Source organism: Tamlana crocina (genome assembly GCA_040429635.1).
GTDB classification, from domain to species: domain Bacteria; phylum Bacteroidota; class Bacteroidia; order Flavobacteriales; family Flavobacteriaceae; genus Flavisericum; species Flavisericum crocinum.
In genome coordinates, this window is sequence record CP158972.1 from 1,932,948 (window position 1) to 1,953,294 (window position 20,347).

General features: G+C 37.4%; 23 protein-coding genes and 1 pseudogene. 19 read left to right on the forward strand and 5 right to left on the reverse strand.

All coding sequences use genetic code 11. The annotated features are described in order from the left end of the window. Window positions 1-114: 114 nt before the first annotated feature. The 13 genes from ABI125_08585 to ABI125_08645 all read left to right on the forward strand — a co-directional run bounded on the left by ABI125_08585 (window position 115) and on the right by ABI125_08645 (window position 7,737). A complete protein-coding gene (locus tag ABI125_08585; GenBank protein XCF04784.1) occupies window positions 115-684 on the forward strand; it encodes a BfmA/BtgA family mobilization protein in 570 nt (189 codons plus the stop codon). Next, window positions 653-1,687 carry a MobB family relaxase gene (gene mobB, locus ABI125_08590; protein ID XCF04785.1) on the forward strand — a complete coding sequence of 345 codons (1,035 nt, stop codon included), beginning with the start codon at window positions 653-655 and terminating at the stop codon, window positions 1,685-1,687. The genes ABI125_08585 and mobB overlap by 32 nt, the downstream gene beginning before the upstream one ends. After that, a complete protein-coding gene (locus tag ABI125_08595) occupies window positions 1,684-3,129 on the forward strand; it encodes a TraM recognition domain-containing protein (GenBank protein ID XCF04786.1) in 1,446 nt (481 codons plus the stop codon). The genes mobB and ABI125_08595 overlap by 4 nt, the downstream gene beginning before the upstream one ends. 134 nt (window positions 3,130-3,263) lie before the next feature. After that, complete coding sequence (locus tag ABI125_08600) at window positions 3,264-3,596, forward strand: metalloregulator ArsR/SmtB family transcription factor (protein XCF04787.1); 333 nt, start codon at window positions 3,264-3,266, stop codon at window positions 3,594-3,596. Beyond that, window positions 3,586-4,548: an SRPBCC domain-containing protein gene (locus tag ABI125_08605; GenBank protein ID XCF04788.1), complete on the forward strand. Its 963-nt coding sequence runs from the start codon at window positions 3,586-3,588 to the stop codon at window positions 4,546-4,548. Before ABI125_08600 ends, ABI125_08605 begins: the two co-directional genes overlap by 11 nt. Window positions 4,549-4,553: 5 nt before the next feature. Beyond that, window positions 4,554-4,937 carry a DoxX family protein gene (locus tag ABI125_08610; GenBank protein ID XCF04789.1) on the forward strand — a complete coding sequence of 128 codons (384 nt, stop codon included), beginning with the start codon at window positions 4,554-4,556 and terminating at the stop codon, window positions 4,935-4,937. 2 nt (window positions 4,938-4,939) lie between these two features. Beyond that, a complete protein-coding gene (locus ABI125_08615) occupies window positions 4,940-5,152 on the forward strand; it encodes a DUF4287 domain-containing protein (protein XCF04790.1) in 213 nt (70 codons plus the stop codon). A gap of 48 nt (window positions 5,153-5,200) precedes the next feature. Further along, window positions 5,201-5,794: a Crp/Fnr family transcriptional regulator gene (locus ABI125_08620; GenBank protein XCF04791.1), complete on the forward strand. Its 594-nt coding sequence runs from the start codon at window positions 5,201-5,203 to the stop codon at window positions 5,792-5,794. Window positions 5,795-5,858: 64 nt separating this feature from the next. Beyond that, on the forward strand, window positions 5,859-6,242 hold the full coding sequence (locus ABI125_08625; protein ID XCF04792.1) for a VOC family protein: 384 nt from the start codon (window positions 5,859-5,861) through the stop codon (window positions 6,240-6,242). 12 nt (window positions 6,243-6,254) lie between these two features. Then, entirely contained in the window at window positions 6,255-6,647 is a 393-nt protein-coding gene (locus ABI125_08630) for an SRPBCC domain-containing protein (GenBank protein XCF04793.1), read from the forward strand. A gap of 12 nt (window positions 6,648-6,659) precedes the next feature. Next, window positions 6,660-7,076 (forward strand): VOC family protein, encoded by a 417-nt coding sequence (locus tag ABI125_08635; GenBank protein XCF04794.1) that lies wholly within the window; start codon window positions 6,660-6,662, stop codon window positions 7,074-7,076. Window positions 7,077-7,094: 18 nt separating this feature from the next. Beyond that, a complete protein-coding gene (locus tag ABI125_08640) occupies window positions 7,095-7,472 on the forward strand; it encodes a nuclear transport factor 2 family protein (GenBank protein ID XCF04795.1) in 378 nt (125 codons plus the stop codon). A gap of 4 nt (window positions 7,473-7,476) precedes the next feature. Then, entirely contained in the window at window positions 7,477-7,737 is a 261-nt protein-coding gene (locus ABI125_08645; GenBank protein ID XCF04796.1) for a hypothetical protein, read from the forward strand. A gap of 43 nt (window positions 7,738-7,780) precedes the next feature. On the opposite strand, the gene ABI125_08650 is transcribed toward ABI125_08645, so the two are convergent. The 3 genes from ABI125_08650 to ABI125_08660 form a co-directional block, all read right to left on the reverse strand. Further along, window positions 7,781-8,023, reverse strand: a complete 243-nt coding sequence (locus ABI125_08650; protein ID XCF04797.1) for a hypothetical protein — start codon at window positions 8,021-8,023, stop codon at window positions 7,781-7,783. A gap of 130 nt (window positions 8,024-8,153) precedes the next feature. Continuing rightward, on the reverse strand, window positions 8,154-8,813 hold the full coding sequence (locus ABI125_08655; GenBank protein ID XCF04798.1) for a nucleotidyl transferase AbiEii/AbiGii toxin family protein: 660 nt from the start codon (window positions 8,811-8,813) through the stop codon (window positions 8,154-8,156). 15 nt (window positions 8,814-8,828) lie between these two features. Continuing rightward, on the reverse strand, window positions 8,829-9,314 hold the full coding sequence (locus tag ABI125_08660; GenBank protein XCF04799.1) for a helix-turn-helix domain-containing protein: 486 nt from the start codon (window positions 9,312-9,314) through the stop codon (window positions 8,829-8,831). A gap of 619 nt (window positions 9,315-9,933) precedes the next feature. Between ABI125_08660 and ABI125_08665 the strand changes: the two genes are divergently transcribed. The 4 genes from ABI125_08665 to ABI125_08680 are packed head-to-tail and all read left to right on the forward strand — an operon-like array spanning window position 9,934 to window position 14,306. Next, window positions 9,934-10,998, forward strand: coding sequence for a DNA cytosine methyltransferase (locus ABI125_08665; GenBank protein XCF04800.1), 1,065 nt, complete (start codon window positions 9,934-9,936; stop codon window positions 10,996-10,998). Continuing rightward, window positions 10,982-13,114, forward strand: a complete 2,133-nt coding sequence (locus ABI125_08670; GenBank protein ID XCF04801.1) for a sensor histidine kinase — start codon at window positions 10,982-10,984, stop codon at window positions 13,112-13,114. The genes ABI125_08665 and ABI125_08670 overlap by 17 nt, the downstream gene beginning before the upstream one ends. A 6-nt stretch (window positions 13,115-13,120) precedes the next feature. Continuing rightward, entirely contained in the window at window positions 13,121-13,726 is a 606-nt protein-coding gene (locus ABI125_08675; protein ID XCF04802.1) for a response regulator, read from the forward strand. Beyond that, window positions 13,719-14,306 (forward strand): hypothetical protein, encoded by a 588-nt coding sequence (locus ABI125_08680; GenBank protein ID XCF04803.1) that lies wholly within the window; start codon window positions 13,719-13,721, stop codon window positions 14,304-14,306. The genes ABI125_08675 and ABI125_08680 overlap by 8 nt, the downstream gene beginning before the upstream one ends. 9 nt (window positions 14,307-14,315) lie before the next feature. Here the strand turns inward: ABI125_08680 and ABI125_08685 are convergent, their stop codons facing one another. Next, window positions 14,316-14,588, reverse strand: a complete 273-nt coding sequence (locus ABI125_08685; protein XCF04804.1) for a hypothetical protein — start codon at window positions 14,586-14,588, stop codon at window positions 14,316-14,318. A gap of 251 nt (window positions 14,589-14,839) precedes the next feature. Here ABI125_08685 and ABI125_08690 point away from each other — a divergent pair. Then, window positions 14,840-16,035: pseudogene (locus tag ABI125_08690) on the forward strand (IS256 family transposase). Here ABI125_08690 and ABI125_08695 read toward each other — a convergent pair. Then, entirely contained in the window at window positions 16,032-16,334 is a 303-nt protein-coding gene (locus tag ABI125_08695) for a helix-turn-helix transcriptional regulator (protein XCF04805.1), read from the reverse strand. The pseudogene ABI125_08690 and the gene ABI125_08695 sit on opposite strands and share 4 nt — an antisense overlap. A gap of 985 nt (window positions 16,335-17,319) precedes the next feature. Between ABI125_08695 and ABI125_08700 the strand changes: the two genes are divergently transcribed. Then, window positions 17,320-20,340, forward strand: a complete 3,021-nt coding sequence (locus tag ABI125_08700) for a SusC/RagA family TonB-linked outer membrane protein (protein XCF04806.1) — start codon at window positions 17,320-17,322, stop codon at window positions 20,338-20,340. Window positions 20,341-20,347: the final 7 nt, after the last annotated feature.

The following is a 20,347-nucleotide window of genomic DNA, read 5'->3' on the forward strand; positions in this document are numbered from 1 at the left end:
TTAATTAAGAAATTGATAATCAGTTACTTAAAATTGTTTTTATTGTGCTGAATATCAAGGGTTTGCAGCAAACCCTCTGAAATCCATAGTAAACAGGCCATTTTTTGCAGCAAAATGAAGAGATTTTCAACATACGGCTTTTCCGGAATCAATGTCAAAAAAGATATTGCCGATCGCTTTCGGGCGTTTTCCAAAGAAGTTTCCAAATCGCATTCGGAAACGCTGGAGGCCATGCTGAACTTCTTCAAATGGAACAATCTTGACCCCAATGACAGTCTGGGGGTGAAAGGCGATGATACCAAAAAACGCATCAATGCCCTAATCGCTATTGTCCGCAACATTGAAAAACAACAGACCCTGCCCACCAAGGCGATGCTGGATACGCTCTTTCGGGAAATAACACAAGCGGAGCAGGGTGAGGTGGCAGAAGAGGTATTTGATTTTGGCACTCCCGAAACCCTGACACGGGATGCCGAACTGGAACATTACCAAAACCGCTATGAAGAGATGCGGCAACAACTCAGCATTTATAAAAATGGTATGGAAATACTGTTGGGCCGATTGTACCATATCAAAACAACCTTTGGTAAGGATTACCATAAGCTGGATATGGATAGGAATGAATTGGAGAACTTTAAAACGAACCTGGATCATGTACATCACCATCACCGCACAAAACCTTAGCGGAAACTATGGCCAAAGTGCCGCCGCATTTGTGGACTATCTCGAAAAGGAGAACGAAGGGAAGCCCGTGCCTGAAATGGAGCCATTTTTTGACCAACATAACAATGAAATATCCGCGGATGAAGTCATCAAGGCCATTGATGGCAACACGGCCAAACTAAAAAAAACGGAGCCCAAGTTCTATTCCATTACCCTGAACCCAAGCCAAAGGGAACTTAAAACCATTGGGGATTCCCCCGAAGCTCTAAAACAATACACCAGGGAAGCCATGAAAGCCTACGCCAAAGCCTTTAACCGAGAAATCGAGGGCAGGCCCGTCAATGTAAACGACATTACATATTACGCCAAAGTGGAACGGCAACGGACCTTTAAAGGTTCGGATAAACAGATACAGGAAAACCAACCTTATGCCACTAAAATACTGGAATTGAAACAACAGGTTAGAAGCATTCAACGAGGGGAAAGAACGGGGGATATCAAAAAATTGAAAACAGAGATAGCCCGGTTGGAGCGTGAAGCGCCCCATCAGTTGGATGGCAAACGTATCGTCAGGGACATGCCCAAGCCGGGCCCCCAGAGCCACATCCATATCATTGTAAGCCGCAAGGATGTGTCCAACCGTTATAGCCTGTCCCCGGGAAGTAAATACAGGGCTTCAGAAGTGGAAATGAACGGCAAAATGGTAAAACGCGGATTCGATAGGGACACTTTTTATAGGAATGCCGAAAAGACTTTTGATGCCATGTTCAAGTACAAACGTAATTATGTGGAATCCTATACCGCCCGGAAAACCTTTTTAAAGGATCCCAAGCTGTATTTTTCCACCATTACGAACCTACCTGCCAATGAAAGGGCGTTGGCCTTTAAACTGTTGCAAAAAAGTGGGGTGGATGCGGCGTTGCTCAGCATCCCGACCAACAAGCTCCAGCTCACCATGAAAGCCATCAATACCTTGAAAAAAGGGATTGGAAGGGCGATTGAATCGGGATCTATAGGGATATGATTTGGCCATGGGAACATATCGTCCTGTATGTTGTGGTGCCGACCTTGTTTTTTGGAGCTATCATTTATGGTCTGTTCCATGGTGAAAAGCAGGAACGGATCAACAAAAAATACCGGGTGCGTTTTAAACTGAAAAATGGGAGGTTCAAAATCGATAACATCCGTCGGGGGGCTTCGGTCATCGGTTCGGCAGGAAGTGGAAAGACCGAAAGTGTGGTCTATAATTTTTTGCAGCATTTCAGTCGAAATGGATTTTGTGGGGTCGTCCATGACTATAAGGATTTTGAACTTACCGAAATCGCCTATCCGCTGTTCAGCGACATGGACATGCCCTTTTACACCATTGCTTTTGATGACATTCATTGCCGGGTGAATCCCATTGCCCCACAGTATTTGCCCAACGAGGAGAGCGTCAACGAAGTGTCACGGGTGCTCATGGAAAACCTGTTGGAGCAGAACCTTTCGGAAAGTAGCGGGAGCAATAAGTTTTTTTCCGATGCCGTAGAGGGGCTGCTGAGCGGAATGATATGGAAAATGAAAACGGCTTATCCCGATTTCTGTACCTTGCCCCATGTCATCGCCTTGTTCCAGAATTTGGACACCAAAAGATTGGTGGCCTTTTTAAGGTCCGACCTGACATCGCGGAGTATGGCCAGTGCATTCCTCAACGGGATTGAATCGGAAAAGCAGACCGCCGGAGTGAAAAGTACCCTGGGCAATGCCTTTAGAAAAATCAGTTCCCAAAAACTGTTCTATGTACTGTCCAAGGACGAAGTGCCCCTGGACATCAATAATCCCATAAATCCTGCGGTAATCGCCCTGGTCAATAATCCCAAGTATGATTCGGCGTATTCGCCGGTCATTGCCATGGTGATGCATACCATTATCAAGCAAATGAGCTTGCGGGACAAAGCATCCTCCTTTTTGCTCATGGAAGAAGCACCGACCCTGAAGTTGCCCAATATGCACCGTATTCCGGCCACGCTGCGCAGTTATGATATTTGCACTGTCTATGTGATGCAGGATAAAGTGCAGAACGATTTGCTTTATGGGGATAAGGCAAGCAAGGCTATTTTAAGCAACCTGTCCTATCAGTTTTTTGGCAAGGTGAACGATCCGGATACCGCCAAATATTACGAACGGTTCTTTGAAATTATCAAAACACCGACCCGCAGCGTCAGCAAAAGTAGCGGTATTAGTTTTGAAAGCCGCATTACCAAAGGCGAGCGCGAAGTGTCCAAACGTAGGGCCGAAATCTTCTTTAAACTGAAACAAGGGGAGTTTATCGCCTTTGCCGATGGAAAGGACAAGAGGCTGCGTTTCAAATTACAGCCCATTTTAAAGGAAAGGCCCAAACGGGAATACGAGGTATCTGAAACCGACCTGGCTATGCATTTTCAAAAAATACATCGGGAAGTCCAGTCTATTTTTAAAGGGGAATAAACTTTAGAACTTCTTATACATTAAACTCTTTTTGGTCAATTAATGAATGATATATCGGTCAAATAAAATTTTTATTCATTTTTTGTTGTGTAGCTAAATAACTTCATTTATATTTGTAGTCAAATAACTTCATAATGAAATTAAGACGAGATATTTTCCAGGCCATTTCCGACCCCACAAGGCGTGCCATATTGGTTTTGCTTACCTCACAAGCTATGACGGCAGGTGCGATAGCAGAAAATTTTGATGCCGCAAGACCTACGATTTCAAAACACATCCAAATCTTAAATGAATGTGATCTGGTCGAGGCAAATCAACAGGGCAGAGAAATCTATTATGAGCTGAAAATCGAAAAAATGAAAGAAATCGATAAATGGCTGGAGCAATTTAGGGTCATTTGGGAAAATCGATTCAGCCAACTTGACAATGTATTGGAAACACTTAAAAACAAAAAAAATGAAAAATAGCCTGTTATTCAATTTTTCCGTAAACAAGGAAAACAAGACCATTAATATCCAAAGGGAATTTAATGCAGAACTTGAATTGGTGTGGTACGCTTGGACAACATCAGAAATATTAGACAAATGGTGGGCACCAAAGCCTTGGAAAGCGGAGACCAAAACAATGGAATTTAAGGAAGGCGGCCATTGGCACTATGCTATGGTCAGTCCAGAGGGCGAAAAGCATTGGGCAAAGGTCCATTATATCTCAATTGTGGATAAAGAGTTCTTTAAAGCAAAAGACGGCTTTTGTGATGAAAACGGCACCATGAACCAAGAATTGCCACAGAACTATTGGAACAATCAATTTACTGCAAAAGAGGACCAAACCTTAGTAGATGTTACTTTGACCTTTGATAGCCTCAATGATCTGGAAAAAATAATTGAAATGGGCTTTAAGGAAGGTTTTGAAATGGCACTATCAAACCTTGACCAGTACATCGAATCACAATTTAGGCTGCGTAAACAAAACAAACCCAACAATAGGGCAAGGGTATCCACCTATTTAAATTTTCCGGGCAATACGGAAGAAGCCTTTAATTTTTACAAAAGTGTCTTTAAATCCGATTTTGTTAACGGCATTCAGCGATTTGAAGAGGTCCCCGCTGATCATAACCATCCGCCTATGAACGAAACAGTGAAAAGAATGGTGTTGCACGTAGAGCTTCCCATACTTGGAGGACATATTTTAATGGGAACCGATGCCCCTAAAGAATTTGGAATGACCGTAAATTCAGGAAATAATATGCACATCAATCTTGAACCGGAATCCCGCGAAGAAGCCAAACGACTTTTTGACGCCCTTTCGGAAGACGGAAATGTAGAAATGCCCATCCAGGATATGTTTTGGGGAGCCTATTTCGGCAGCTGTACGGACAAGTTTGGAATCAACTGGATGATCAATTATCAAAACAAATAATAACCATGAAAAAGAATAAGACCATATTCTTGATGGCGACTTCCATCATTTTTGCCATGGAAGCCATAATGCCGTTGGCAACCCTTTTGTTCGCTCACGAATACTTTAACGCCGGGACCAAGCCCTTGGGCTATCCCGATTACTTCGCCTACACTTTAATCGTTTGCAAAATATTGGGAGCAACCGCAATAATGTTCCCAAAACTCCCTGCCAAACTTAGGGAATGGGCGTATGCCGGTTTAACGTTCAATTTAATTTTTGCAGCTATAAGCCATATAGCGGTAGACCAAGTTATGGCCAACATTGTAATGCCCATCGTCGTAGGTGTTGTCTTGGGTGTCTCTTATGTCTATTCGCAAAAAGTCAGACCTCAAACTATAAAACCATAGTTATGTCATTCCAAACATATATCAAAAACATTGAGGAAAAAACAGGTAAAACGGCCCAGGACTTCCTAAATCTTGCTGAAGAAAAAGGGTTTACCAAGAATGGTACATTAACTGTAAAAGCTGCCGAAGTAACCCATTGGCTCAAAGAGGAATTAGAATTGGGCCACGGGCACGCTATGGCCATGTATGCCTATATTAAAGGAAAAAGGGAATAGTTTTTTTAATAGATCTTTTTCCTTATTTTTAAACAAACTGTAAAATTAATGGAAGCATCCTTTTTCGAAAACATATATGACCATCCCAACATTAAAAAGGAAGACTATAAAGCTATTATTGGTGCCCATACAAAAGTTGGGTTTTTAAAAAATGATACCGTATTAAAGGAAGGCCAATTCAATAACGCTTACTATTTAATAAAAAAAGGCTTGTTCCGATCATATGTTATCGATTATAAAGGCAACGAAATCACTACAGGTTTTTTTGGCCCTAATGAAATTCTAATTGAAGTAGCTTCTTTATTTCTCCGTATGCCTTCAAAAGAAACCATTCAAGCACTAACAGATTGTGAAGTCTATAAAATTGGGTTTAACGATTTTCAAAATTTGTACAGCACCATAGAAGGTTTTACGGAATGGGGCCGCAGTTGGATGTCCCACCAACTATTTATGGCAAAACACCGTGCCGTTACCATGCACACACAAAGCGCTTCGCAAAGGTATTTGAGCTTGGTGCAGGAAAACCCACAGATCATCAAAGAAGTACCGTTAAAATATATTGCTACTTATTTAGGGATTACCGACACTTCTTTGAGCAGGATAAGAAAAGAAGTACTTTCGCAAACGGAGAACTTGTCATAGGACAAGATTTTTTTAGTTTCCTTTTTTCACTTTTGTAGTACTAACTATTTAAAATAATCGAAAGATGAAAAAAATTAATCCCGTGGTATGGTTCGAAATTTATGTAAATGATATAGGTAGGGCTACAACGTTTTACGAAAAGGTACTTCAAGTAACCATGGAAGATATGAGCGATCCAACAGATTCATCCGTCCAAATGAAATGCTTCCCGAGTGATATGGAAAATTATGGGGCTGCAGGTGCTTTGGTAAAAATGGAAGGAGTAAAACCCTCAACCAATGGAAGCCTCGTTTATTTTGGTTGTGAGGATTGCAAGGTCTTAGAAAATCGGGCAGCAGAAAATGGAGCTGAAATTATCCAACCCAAAATGGCCATTGGTGAGCATGGTTTTATTTCCATAATCAAAGATACAGAGGGTAACTCTATTGGATTCCATTCCTTGAATTAAGTAAGTGTTTTTATGGAAAGTATTGAACAGATCAACTACATCAAAGCACCTGTTGCAAAGATTTATAAAGCACTTACTACTGAAGAAGGTTTAGGAAACGTTTGGACGAAGAAACTCAAAGTAAAACCTGAAATTGGCTTCGTCAATGAGTTTGATTTTGATGAAGGCTATATCACAAAGTTCAAGGTTGTTGAACTTGTAGAAAACAGTAAAATTGTTTGGGAGTGCACCGCTTCTGACGAGGAGTGGGTAGGCACCAAAGTGTCTTTTGACCTATCGGAAAAAGATAAGGTCACAACCGTAACCCTTAAACACAACCATTGGAGGGGGCGCACAGACTTTTACCGTTGGTGCAACTACAATTGGGCAATGTTTCTCTTTCGATTAAAGAATTATTGCGAATGATAAAACTCGGCCATGAAAGCAAAACAAGTATGGGCAAACCTAGGCGTAGAAAACTTAGAACGAACCAAAACTTTTTATGAATCGTTGGGCTTTAGGTTAAATGGAAGTCCTTCGGAAGATTTGGTCAGTTTCTTTTTTGGTGTTGATAATTTTGTAATTCATTTTTTCAAAAGGGAAAAGTTAGAATCCAGTCTGGAAGGCAAAACAGCCGATTTAAGCAATGGCAACGAAGTAATGTTTTCGTTGGCTGTTGAAACCAAGAAAGCGTATGATCAATGCGTAACTGATATAAAAAATGCAGGAGGCAGAATTTTATTCGATTCAAACGTAGACAGAAAAGAATTTTACGATAAAAATGGATTTGTCGTTTGTGTCTTTTCAGATCCTGATGGACATAAATTCAATCTGCTCTATAATGCGAATATGTAAAGTAAAAAGTTTAAAATAATGACCAAAATAATATCCAGTCCCAATTGCGGCAACTCGCCCAAAATGGAGTTTTTAAAACAGTTTAACATTGCCTTTGCTGAAGGGAACGTAACATTTTTAAAGGATAGTGTTACGGATGATATTATTTGGAACATTATAGGGGACAAGAAAATTGAAGGCAGAGCAAATTTTGTAAAAGCATTAGAAGAACTGCAACCCGTAAAAGCATCCGAATTGATGATAGACCAAATCCTGTCCCATGGAAAAGAAGGAGCAATTAATGGATGGATGACAATGGAAAACGGAAAAAAATATGCGTTTTCAGATTTTTATGTCTTTCAAGGTGCAAAAGGTGAGAAAATAAAAGCCATTACATCGTATTGTTTGGAAGTATAAAAGTTTGAAGAAAATGAATGGTAATGGGCAAATAAATATCAATCAGACCATCGTTGAAATTTTTAAAACTGACGTAAATAGTGAACCATTAGCAAATGAAATAGTTTGTGGACTTAATAAACTATATCCTGACTGCCTTATCAGTTTCGATTTGGAAGACTGTGATAAGGTACTTCGTATTGAGAGCAATAACTCCATTGATGTTTTTGGGGTTATAAACTATGGAAAGTGTAATAATATTGAAATAAGCCTTATTGACTATTAAAAGGAGTTAAAAAAATAAGACCAGAAAAAACTCTTGTTTTCTTTTACTTGGCATGAAGGACAGTTCCTTTTTTTATTTCAAATGAAGTTTGATCTTGCGCTTCAATACGGCCTTTTTCTATAATTTGCCCCTCTTTTTCCTCATAAATTATCCCGTCTTTAATAAAAGTAACAGACAGTCCTAATGCAATTGATGCTCTGCGAGCTGTTTTAGAAGCGATTTTTCCAGCTTTTATCAGTGCTTTTGTTTGGGAGACATCTCTTCTGAAAACAGTTTTACTTTTCATAAGTCTATTAGGGGTTGTTATGAATTATGACTAAAAGGTTAGTAACCAAATCATACTGATATTATCAGTAAATATAAGATAATTTGGCCGTTTTAATTAACGGATAAATATTTTCAAAACCGAGTAGATATTATTTAGAAATCTCATCAATATGATTATTGATGATTTCAGAAATGTCATCTTTTATAAATTCCCAATGTTTACCTAAAAAACATATAGGGTCAAAGTCATCATCAGCTGGTTTGAATTCAACAAAGTTCTTTAAAATCAAATAGCGGTCATGGGTATGTGGGTAACGCTGTTCGTGCAGTGCTAGCATATTTTTTAGACTATAAGAATTGAATAGCTCATGCAAGTCCCAAAAATCCTTTTTTCTGCCACCTCTTTGGATGACATCCAGTTTCATGGCTGAAATTTCTTCGAGGGTAGCCATGCGAATACCGTCTTCAATCAATGGGTCTTGGATAAAAGGATCTGTATAAAACACATCTAATTTTATGGTGTTTTCGGCATCAGTTCCAATAAAATAGGATTTGCCCAGAGCAACAGGAATATTCTCCAGGTGGTCTACGAAAGCAAAATTGGATTCCAAAAATCTTTGAATGGTATCAAAATCAATCGAACCATAGGGCAGGTCACTGAATAAATCGATATCTATCGATTCCCGATGGCCAATTTGCAGACTTAGAGCCGTACCTCCAACTAATCTAAAAGATTCTAATTCCTTAGCGGACATTAAAAGAATGAGGCTGTCCTTCAGTAGGTCATTAACGGTATTGTAATGTAGCATATAAGAGGGTAACGGTTAATCATGGATAACCTGATAAGACTTTCTTGAATTGGATCGTAAAGCAGTCTGTACTTTTTGGGAACCATAAAAACGGCGAATTTCATTTTTTTCGGCATCATTACCGCGTTCAAAAACCCTATGGATAACCGCTTTAAATTGTCTGTTCCAGTCAATTTTGGACATATCAGTATCCCAGAATAACGATTTTCTTAAAATGGAAACATTTGGCTTGGGTGTATCTTGTTTCCTTTTTTCTTGGGCAATATCAAAATAGGTTTGCAAAAGGGGCAGAGTGCCTTCTTCAATATCTAATTTTTTTTCAATTTTTAAGGCTAAGGCTGTATTTAAGCTTCTACTACCTTTAATAATTGCATTAAGGGTTTGGGGGTGTTCGTTAATGGATAGGGCAAAGGGACGCTGACGGATCATGCGCTTCTTTAGGATGCGCTCCAGAACCAATCCGGGGTGGATGCCTTTGTATTTATCTACTAACTCATTCATAATACAAATATAAACAAATTTGTTTATATTCATCACCTGCCTTCTCTGTTGAATTTAAAATAGCATAATGTATATATAGTCTAAGTTACTATACGAATGGGCTAATATTATTGGCTTTGATATCCTATCAGTTTTTGAAAAAGTAAATGATTCGGATACCCCAAATATTACGAGCGGTTCTTTGAAATAATCAAAACACTAACCCGAAGACGTTAGTAAAAGTATCGCTATGAAGTTTGAAAAACAGGTTTCTATTGTGGATTATATTGGTTTTTCAGCTTTAATGGAATCAGCTAAGTTGATTTCAAGAAATAAATTAAAGAAGAATGGGAGAAAACATATTTATATTATTAATAAATGATAATATTAATAATAAATTTCTTTTAAAAAAATATATTTGTATAATCTTAATTTTTTTAATAAATGAGTATTTTTTTTGTCTGAAAAATAATCACATTTTGTAAAAAAAAATAGTATGAAAAATGATTGCCCGAATAGTCCTTAATTTTAGTTAGTTGTTTTTCTAATGTTTAATCTAGGAAAAAAAGCAATTAAATATTTTAGTTTTCACGAAAATTTTAACAGATAGTTCACTAAATAAGTTATAAAAATCAGGTTTATGATGAAAAATGCAATAGATATCTTTAGCGGTGCTGGCGGGATGAGTGTGGGAGCTGAGTTGGCGGGAATAGATATCCAGTTTGCAGTAGAATATAATAAGGCAGCAGCAGAAACTTTTAAAAGTAACCACCCTGAGGCTGAGGTTTTATGTGAGGATATAAGGGAAGTTACTGTGCCTGATGAGGTAAGGAACCCATTTATTTTGTTTGGAGGTCCGCCGTGCCAGGGTTTTTCTATCTCTAATACAAAGACACGAAACTTAAAAAATGAGAATAATTCTTTATTCAAAGAGTTTATTCGTTTTGTTAGAGAAGCAAATCCGAGATGGTTTGTTTTTGAAAATGTTGAAGGGTTTGTATCTTTTCATAATGGTAAAATCCTAAAAGAATTAAAAGAAGAGTTTCAGGATTTAGGTTATAATGTTTCTCACTCTGTCTTAACCGCATCAGATTACGGTGTTCCACAAAATAGAAATCGTTTTTTTATGATAGGTAATAGACTAGGTATAGACTTTACTTTTCCCGAAAAAAATAAAAAGCGAGTAACTGTTAAACAAGCAATAAATGACCTACCTATCTTACAAAATGGAGATAGTATTGATGAATTGCCATATAGGAAAGGTAGAAAAAGTCAGTATGCAAAGACAATGAGTAATGGCTGTAAAGTTGCAACACAAAATTATGTTTCAAGAAATAGAGACTATGTTTTGGAAAGATACAAGCATATTCCTAAAGGAAAAAACTGGCAAGCCATACCTAAAGAGTTAATGTCTAACTATGCTGATTTATCTAATTGTCATAGTGGTATCTATAAAAGGTTAGATGACAAAAAACCATCAGTAGTAATCGCTAATTATAGAAAGAACATGTTAATTCATCCATATCAGGATAGAGGCTTATCTGTTAGGGAAGCAGCAAGACTACAAAGTTTTCCTGATAATTTTGAATTTAAAGGAAGTCTAATGCATATGCAACAACAAATAGGAAATGCTGTACCTCCTTTATTGGCTAAGGCAATTTTTGAACAAATCATATATTTAACTAATAATGAGCAACAGCAGTAAGCAAGATAACTTCATAAGATTTAATTTTGACGTTAGTGCCTATCGATTGCTTGGTAGAGAATTAATTACGGACAGAATAACTGCATTGTTTGAGATTGTAAAAAACTCTTACGATGCTAATTCTGATAATGTTACAATTAGTTTCATAAATACAACTTCAAAATCTAACAACTCAAAAATAATTATTAAGGATGATGGTTTAGGAATGACGTTGAACGACTTAAAAAATCGTTGGATGGTCATCGGCACAAGTAGTAAAAGAAGAGAAAGAACTTCTCCAGAGCCTTATAATAGAAAAGTTGTAGGAAAAAAAGGAATAGGTCGATTTGCAGTTGATTTATTAGGTTCTAAATTAACCCTAAAGACAAAACAAAAAGGCAGTAAAAATTGGACAGTTTTAGAAACTGATTGGTCAGTTTATCAAACGTTAGAACAACAACAATTAACCTTGCCTTTTGAAGAAGATAAAGAGTTTTTTACTGATATTAAAAATAGATATTGGTTTGAAGAAGGAGACGAAAATACTCAAGGCACAATTTTAGAAATTGAAAAGGTTAATAATGATTGGACTGAATACGATATTATCCGAGTTACAAAGGAACTTGCGAAGTTAGTTTCTCCTAATGCTAAATTAACACAATATCCTTTTAATATAAAAATCAACTCTCCGTTTAAAGATTATGACAATTTAAATGTTAAGCCTTTATCAATTGTAAATTATGCTACAAAATCAATAAAACTATCTTATAATAAAAAGCAAGAAACTCAAGAAATAGCAATTCACGACAAAGGAGAAATTATAATTAAGTCTGTACCTAAAAGAAGATTTGGATTTGTTGACTTCACATTATATTATTTCGACCAATCGGCAAAGCGAAAACTTGTAAAACAATATCAAAACTTGGATACTGATGGTATTAAAGTTTATAGAGATGGAATTATAACAACTCCTTTTGCAGAACACGAGGCAAATCAAAATAAACAAAAAGATATTTTAGGAATTGATAAGCGTAGATATTCAGGTTTTTTCGATAAGATCAGTAGTAGGGATTTGTTGGGTTATTTAGAAATTTCTGATGAAAATAATCCTAATATTATAGAGACAACAAATAGACAGGATTTTATAGATAATATTGAGTATAGTGAACTTAAACTTTTTATTATCGAGCAAATTGAGCAAATTGAAAAGTGCTTAAAATACGAGAGAGACCACGTAAGAGAGACCACAAAATCAGATTTAACAAATGCTAATACTGGGTTAAAGTCTATTAAAAAGAATTTATCACAGATTAAAAAGAGTGCTTCTCCAGAGGTGAAAAAGCAATTAAAAGATGTAGAGGCTGATTTAAGTAAATTACAAGGCACAGTAAATAAGAGCATAAAAGATTACGCTAAGTTAGAGCAAGACTCTAAGCAAAAAGAAAGTTTGTTTTTTAGTTTAGTATCGTTGCAGACTTACGCTTCAATGTTTTCTCATATGACTAAACACACTATTGGACATATAATAAGAGATGCAGAATACTTTAAAAATCATTTTCCTAATGAGAGGTTAACGGATAGGTTTAGGTCTATTTCAACAAGGATTTTTGACGAAATGAATACATTAAGACAAGGCATAGATTTTATGTTGAAGTATGCCCAATCTGATGATGATATTGAAGATATTAATCTTAATGATTTGTTGAGCAACTTGTTTAACAATATCTATTTAGATGTTTTTAAAAGAGAGAATATTGAAACTCAAGTTGAGATTGCTAAAAATTTAGAATTACATTATAATAAAAAGGCTTTGGAAGATGTCTTTGATAATTTAATATCAAATTCAATAAAAGCACTAAAAGGGAGGTCAAATAAAAAGATTAAATGTAGTGGGATTGTTAGTAACGATAAATTAACGCTTTATTTTTCTGATAATGGTATAGGAATACTGGAAGAAGATAAGTATCGTATTTTTGATATTTTCTTTACACGAACAGCAGAAGATGGAGGGGCAGGAATAGGACTTTATATGGTTAAAACAAGGATTGAGGCTATGAATGGAACAATTGAAGTTGTAGAAAATGAACTAAAACCAACTGGTGCTACATTTAAGATAGTTTTACCTTTTGAAAAATAATTTATTATGGATATTAGTATAGTAGTTATTGATGATAACCAAAAGATGCAAGATGACTCTCTTATATGGTCTCTTGAAGATAGATTTGGAGAAGATAAGGTTCACTTTTTTTTAACACCAACAGAGGGGCTAAATTTTATTAAGGACAATCTAAAAAAGAACCTAATTATATTATTAGATATAAATTTCCCTGAAAACCAAATAGATGGGCATAAGGCTTTAGAAGAAATTACAAATATATCTAAACTTATACCTGTTGTGCTTTGGAGTGCAGTTGATGAAAATAAAGAAAAATTCTCTGATTTTATAAATAACCACGCTTTTGGGTTCATTAATAAAACTGCTACTATTGAAGAAGCAATGACTATTATTGATAAGGCAGAACGATTTTTGGAATTTAATATAGATAATGTAATTGAGGATTGGATTATTGATAAGGATGAGGATAAAGATAAGCCTGTGTATTTGACTTCTGACGGAGCATCATATTCTCTTAATGATATACTGAACGAAATTAGGCAACAAAGCGAAATAGGTAAGGAATTTACAAGAAAATTTAATGAATTAACTATTGACCTAATTTTAAGAAATAAAGAGAATTTGAATGACTAATATTATTGTTGCAATTGATAAGGAAGATGAAGAACTTGGAGGTTTTTTTGAAGATTGTGATTTAGATTTAAATAACTTTTTTTCAGAGAAACATTTATCAGTTAATTCACTACAAAATAATCAATTAAATCATATTTATATTGGATTAGTAACTGAACCTTTAGATACATTTACTTTTTTGGCTTACTCTCACGGATCAGATAATGAATTGCTGTCTAAAGGCACTCCTTATATTGACGAACATAATGTTGAAAGTTTCAAAAATTCGTTATTTTATACTTGCTCCTGCCATACAGGTAAATCATTGGGTTCTCAATTAATAGAGAATGGTTGTTTAAGTTATATTGGATATAAAGACAAATTTATTGTATGGGATTTTAATAGGTCACCATTTATTGAATGTGCTAATTACGCTATAAAAGAAATATATTCAGGAATTGATACTGAACAAGCAGTTATTAATACCAAAGCAAAATACAATGAATACATTGACAATTATTCTAATGATCTAATTGGAGCAGCTATGTTAAGGTCTAATCGAGATGCTCTTACTCATTTAGGAAAAAAATTGAAGTTATAAGCTTATATTTTACTTAAAATCACTACCACAAATTGCAGCCCAGTTTTCCCAAATAGAGGCAACACATCTTTCAAGGTCTATGTTTAGTTTCTTACTAATAGTTTGTGCATCATCACGAGCTTCCGAAGAAGATTTAGTTTTATGGTATAAAGTTGTATTAGGAAAATAAATGATTTTACAATTTACAGTTCCTGGAATCTGATCTTTATATCCAAGTGTAGCCATTTCTGTTTTAAACTCGGTATGCTTTTTATTAATATCGTAAGTAATAATTATTGCCATAGTTGTTTTAATTAAGGTTATTATTAATAGGTTTTAAGTAAACATATGAAGTATTATTATTTTACGGTTTACCTTAAAGAACTTCGAAAACCAGAGAATTACAGGTTAATATTTAAAAATTGTTGTAGGTTCAGTTGCTAGTCAAGGAAATCATTTAAAGGAGGTAGTATCTCACTAAGTGTGTAAAGTTTAAATATCGAGGGTTAACAGCTCTCGATATTTTTTTGTTTAATTTTAAATTTTATACACTTATGAAGAAAGAAGATTTTCTAAACGACGACTTTTTAAAACAGTTCAAAACAGGAGACGAACTAACCTCCTTTCTAAAATCCATCCAAAAGCGGGGCATTGAAAAGATGCTTGAAGGCGAGCTTGATGCGCATCTGGATTATGAAAGGCACCAACAATCCGATAACAGCAATACCCGTAACGGTTACGCTTCCAAAAAGATAAAAACGGCATTGGGCGAGACCAATATTAAAGTTCCCAGAGACCGAGAAGCCTCTTTTAACCCCATGCTCGTCCCTAAACGCACCAACATGGTCGATGGCATAGAAAATGTGATTATCAGCCTTTATGCTAAGGGCATGAGTAATTCCGATATCGAAGAACAGATCCGTGAAGTCTACGATTTTGATGTATCCACATCCACCATATCCCGCATCACGGATAAAGTTACCAATGATATTGTTGCCTGGCAGAACAGGCCATTGGAGCCCGTATATTTAATTACTTGGATGGATGGCATTGTATTTAAGGTTCGGGAGAACTCCAAAGTCATTAACAAAACCATGTACATTGCCGTAGGACTACGTAGAGACGGTAAAAAGGAAGTCCTAGGGCTTTGGCTGGGTAAGAATGAATCGGGACCTTTTGGATGAGTGTACTAACCGATATGAAAGCCAGAGGCGTTCAGGATTTGCTTATCACGGCCACAGATAATCTTAACGGTTTTACCGACACCATTAAAAACGTTTTTCCTGAATCCAAGACCCAAATCTGTGTGGTGCATCAAATTAGAAATGCTTGTCGCTATGTGGTTTGGAAGGACAAGAAGGAGTTTACAAAGGATATGAAAAGCATCTATGATGCACCTACCAAAAGCGCAGCAAAAGCCGCTCTGGAGGACTTTGCCCAGAAATGGGAACACAAGTACTCTTACGCTATTAAAAGCTGGAGGGACAACTGGGAAGAACTTACAGCTTTCTATGAATTCCCTTTAGAAATCAGAAAAATCATTTACACTACGAACCTTATTGAAAACCTTAATGGAAAAATCAGAAAATACACTAAAAACAAACTCTCATTCCCAACAGATGAAGCTGTTATGAAATCCACTTTTTTAGCCATTAGAGAGGCTACCAAGAAATGGTCGATGCCCATTAGGAACTGGGGCATTATTTTAAACCAGTTTTTGACTATATTTGAAAAAAGGGTCCGGCTTTAATTAAGCCAAACCCTCGATTTATAACTTACACACTTTTCGGGATAGTGTCTTAAAGGAAAATTAACACCGAATACATTAAAAGATTTTAATTTTAAAGCAATAGAAATCCTGATTAATGTTTTCAGGGTAATGTTATCGTAAATCCCTCTTTCGATTTTGCTAAATGCACTAGGGTCTATATCACATAGAGCATCCATATCCTCCAGTTTATAACCTTGCCTCTCTCTTTCTTCTTTTATTTTATTACCAATAGCTAATAATAATTCTTTTAAAGAGAGGTCTACCTTCTTTGAATTCATTTACTTATTTTGGACAAGGTTGTATTTATTGAAGAATATTCTTTGGTAATATATTTCCAATATGATAAATTTTATTATATTTGTTTGAATTACATAAATTTGCAATTCTTCAAATTAAAATATTAGAAGCAATTGCTTGGAGTCTCGGATTGAAAACTGGTACTTTTTAGACAACGAGATGATAAGTAAGTTTGCTCACGACCCGGGCGTGGGCTCTCTTATCGTTGTCAGGTATACCAGTACCCCAATCCGGTAAGTTGAGTTTCACGCCTTTTTATTATTGTAATTTTGGTTTGCTCAACTGTTCTTGGCAAAAGTTTCTTCATTTTAATTCGGGTTTTGCAAAATACTACGGTTTTAAACTATGGTAAACCCATTTAAAAAACTTACAGGGTATAAAGGATTAAAAATTACCAAGGCACAGTACAATGTGACCTTTACGGTATTTTGTGCCCTGTTTCCTAAAAAACCAAAGTATCCGGTTTAGGATGCCCAATTGTTACGGGAGTGACGTTATAGCCCCTGCAAAAGCAGGATTATAATACCGGGTTGTTAAAACATGCGGTATCCGGTATTTCAATATTCTTTTTCTCCTGTAATGTACCACTGCATATATTTCATGGTATCCGGCCATGTAACGATAATCCCTAAGTAATTAAACAAGTCATCTTACGGCAATAAGGTGCGCTATACATTCATTTAAAACAATGCCTATGGAATACCCTTTGAATTAGTTACGGTATGTCGGGCGGGCGTAAGCCCTGTAAACACAACAGGTAATCATTTACAGGTGACCTGCCCAGATATACCATTATTGATGTTAGTGTGAAATTTAACTATAAAAACGAAATGCCTATGAAACAACAATAACGATTACAGTATAAAGCCGTTAATCTACGGCAAAAAGAAACCCTCCAATCACTTTGACGGGTTACCGGAGGGCAGATCCAATTAAAACGATGTTTAATTAAACGTATTCAAAATTATGAAAAATACCTTTTACAACAAGGTAAAGAGCCTGCTTATTTGCACGCTTTTTGTAGCCTTGACGCTCTTGGCCAACCATGCTTGGGGCATCCCCATACCTGACCATATAAACTTTAAGGTTCAACAACGGCAAATCAAGGGCAAAGTTGTTGATGTAAATGGTGTTCCTATAGCCGGTGTAAACATTCAAGTTAAAAACACCCATAGGGGCACAATTTCAAACTTTGATGGGAGGTACATCATTGAGGCCACAGCAACCGATACTCTGGTCTTTTCGGCATTGGGTCTTGAGACGCAGGAAATGATTGTTGACAATAAAATAACCATAAATGTAGTACTTCGGGAAAGTGTTACCGATTTGGGCACCGTTATGGTCAATGCCGGATATTATTCGGTTTCTGAAAATGAACGCACCGGTAGTATCAGTAAGGTCACCGCAAAGGATATCGAATTACAGCCTATTGTAAGCCCATTACAGGCTTTAGAGGGGAGGATGCCCGGTGTAGAGGTTGAACAGGGGAGCGGCATTACCGGATTGGCCCCAAACATCCGTATACGCGGAACCAACAGTTTGCGCAATGATGGTAACTACCCGCTATATATTGTGGATGGAGTCCCCGTCAATTCCGAGCCTTTAAACAGTGTCGGTTCTTTGACCAGCCAATCGGGACTGGACCCTTTGAGTACGTTGAACCTCCAGAATATTGAAAGCATTGAGGTTTTAAAAGATGCCGATGCCACAGCCATCTATGGCTCACGTGGAGCAAATGGGGTAGTGCTCATTACCACCAAAAAAGGATCGAACGAAAATGGACGGACTTTATTGGCCATCAACCTGTATTCAGGTATCTCTGAGGTTTCCAATAAGGCAAAATTGTTGAACACGCCTCAGTACCTTTCCATGAGGCGACAGGCCTTTGAGAACGATGGTTTGACCCCCAATGAAGGCAATGCCCCCGATTTGGTGTTGTGGGACCAAAACCGCTATACAGACTGGCAGGAGGTGTTGTTTGGAAAGACGGTATTGGCAAAAAGTATCAACATGGCCGTATCGGGCGGCAATGCCTACACCTCATTTCGGGTAGGCGGTGGGTATCAAAACCAAGGGTCTGTATTTCCCGGTAATTTCGATTACAATAAGCTCACTGCAAATTTAAACCTAAACCACCGCTCCAAAGACCAAAGATTTCAACTCGATCTTTCCGTCAATTATGGCGTGGACGATAATGCCCTGTTTTTTGGAAACAACTTTGTGAACAGCGCTCTAAATACCGCGCCCAATGCCCCTGCCATTTACAAGGAGGACGGGAGCCTGAATTGGGACAACTGGACCGGTAATAACCCATTGGCCGTGCTCGAACAGCCGCAGGATATTAAGACCGATAACCTACTGACCAATATGGGGCTTTCCTATGAAATGCTCAAAGGTTTAAAATTAAAAGTGAATGCGGGATACTCCAAATTAAATAGTGAAGAGCAGGTACGTTTTTTCAAAGAGGCCAATCGCCCGAACAGGTGGGACTTTATAAGGTTGAGCACCATACAGAACCAGGCCAACAGGCAATCATGGATCGTAGAGCCTCAAATGGCCTATGACATGGTACAGGGAAAGTTTGAAATCAATGCTTTGGTCGGCGGCACTTTTCAGGATAACAAAAACGGCTATTTAAGTATGGAAGGAAACGGTTATGCAGATAAAAGTTTAATGGGAAACCTTGCTGCGGCCGATGATGTACGTACCTTAGCTGATACCAATACAGAATATAGATATGCTGCGGTATTTGGACGCTTGGGATTGAACTGGGACGAAAAGTATTTCCTGAACATCACAGGAAGACGTGATGGCTCTTCCCGTTTTGGTCCTGATAAGCGTTTTTCGAATTTCGGAGCCATTGGTGCCGCATGGATATTCTCCGAAGAAAATGTTATTCGTGAAAACTTGTCTTTTCTAAGTTTTGGAAAGCTAAGGGGAAGCTATGGCACTACCGGAAGTGACCAAATAGGGGACTACGGATATCTAGATGCTTATGAGCCCACCGATGGCGCAGGAGGTCTGTACCCTACCCAATTATTTAACGCGGATTATTCGTGGGAGGTCAATAAAAAACTGGAAGCCGCTCTTCAGCTCGGATTTATTCAAAACCGTATCAACGTAGATGTGAGTTGGTACAGAAACCGCTCTTCCAACCAATTGGTAGGCTATCCGTTGCCTGCCATTACAGGGTTTACTTCGGTACAGGCAAACCTTCCGGCCACGGTGCAAAATACGGGATGGGAAGTACTCCTTAATACAACCAATATCGCCAATGGCGCATTCTCTTGGAAAACCTCCTTGAATATGACTTTTCCAGACAACAAGCTTGTGGCCTTTGATGGTATAGAGCAGACCTCTTATGCCAACAGATATAGAGTGGGGCACCCTTTAAATATAAGGTTGCTCTATCAGTATGAAGGAATAGATCCGGAAACCGGTTTTTACCGCATTTCGGATGTCAATGAAGATGGCAGGTTTAATAATGACGATAGGGTGATCATTAAAAATATGGGCAGGGCATATTACGGCGGACTTAATAACCAAATACAGTATAAGGGATTTTCACTTCAGTTTCTGTTCGAATACATTAAGCAGAGTAACTTGAGTTATATATTCAGCACGACACCTCCAGGTTTTTCGGGCAACAAGCCCGTGGAGTTCCTGAACGCTTGGGAGGTGCCCGGTGATAATGAAGACATCCAGAAAGTGTCACAATCGTTTTCGGCCTTATTTTCTTCCTTAAATGCAGCGAATAGTTCTTTAGGGATAGAAGATGCCTCGTTTCTAAGATTGAAAAATATATCCCTGTCCTACCAACTGCCCCGAGACGTCATGGAAAGATTGAACATACGGTCGGCCAATGTATATGTGCGCGCTCAAAACCTTTTTACCATAACAAGGTACGCTGGATTGGATCCCCAAGGCGGTAGGGGAGTTGTACCTCCCCTGAGAACAATAACCTGTGGAATCCAGATAAACCTATAAAAAATTA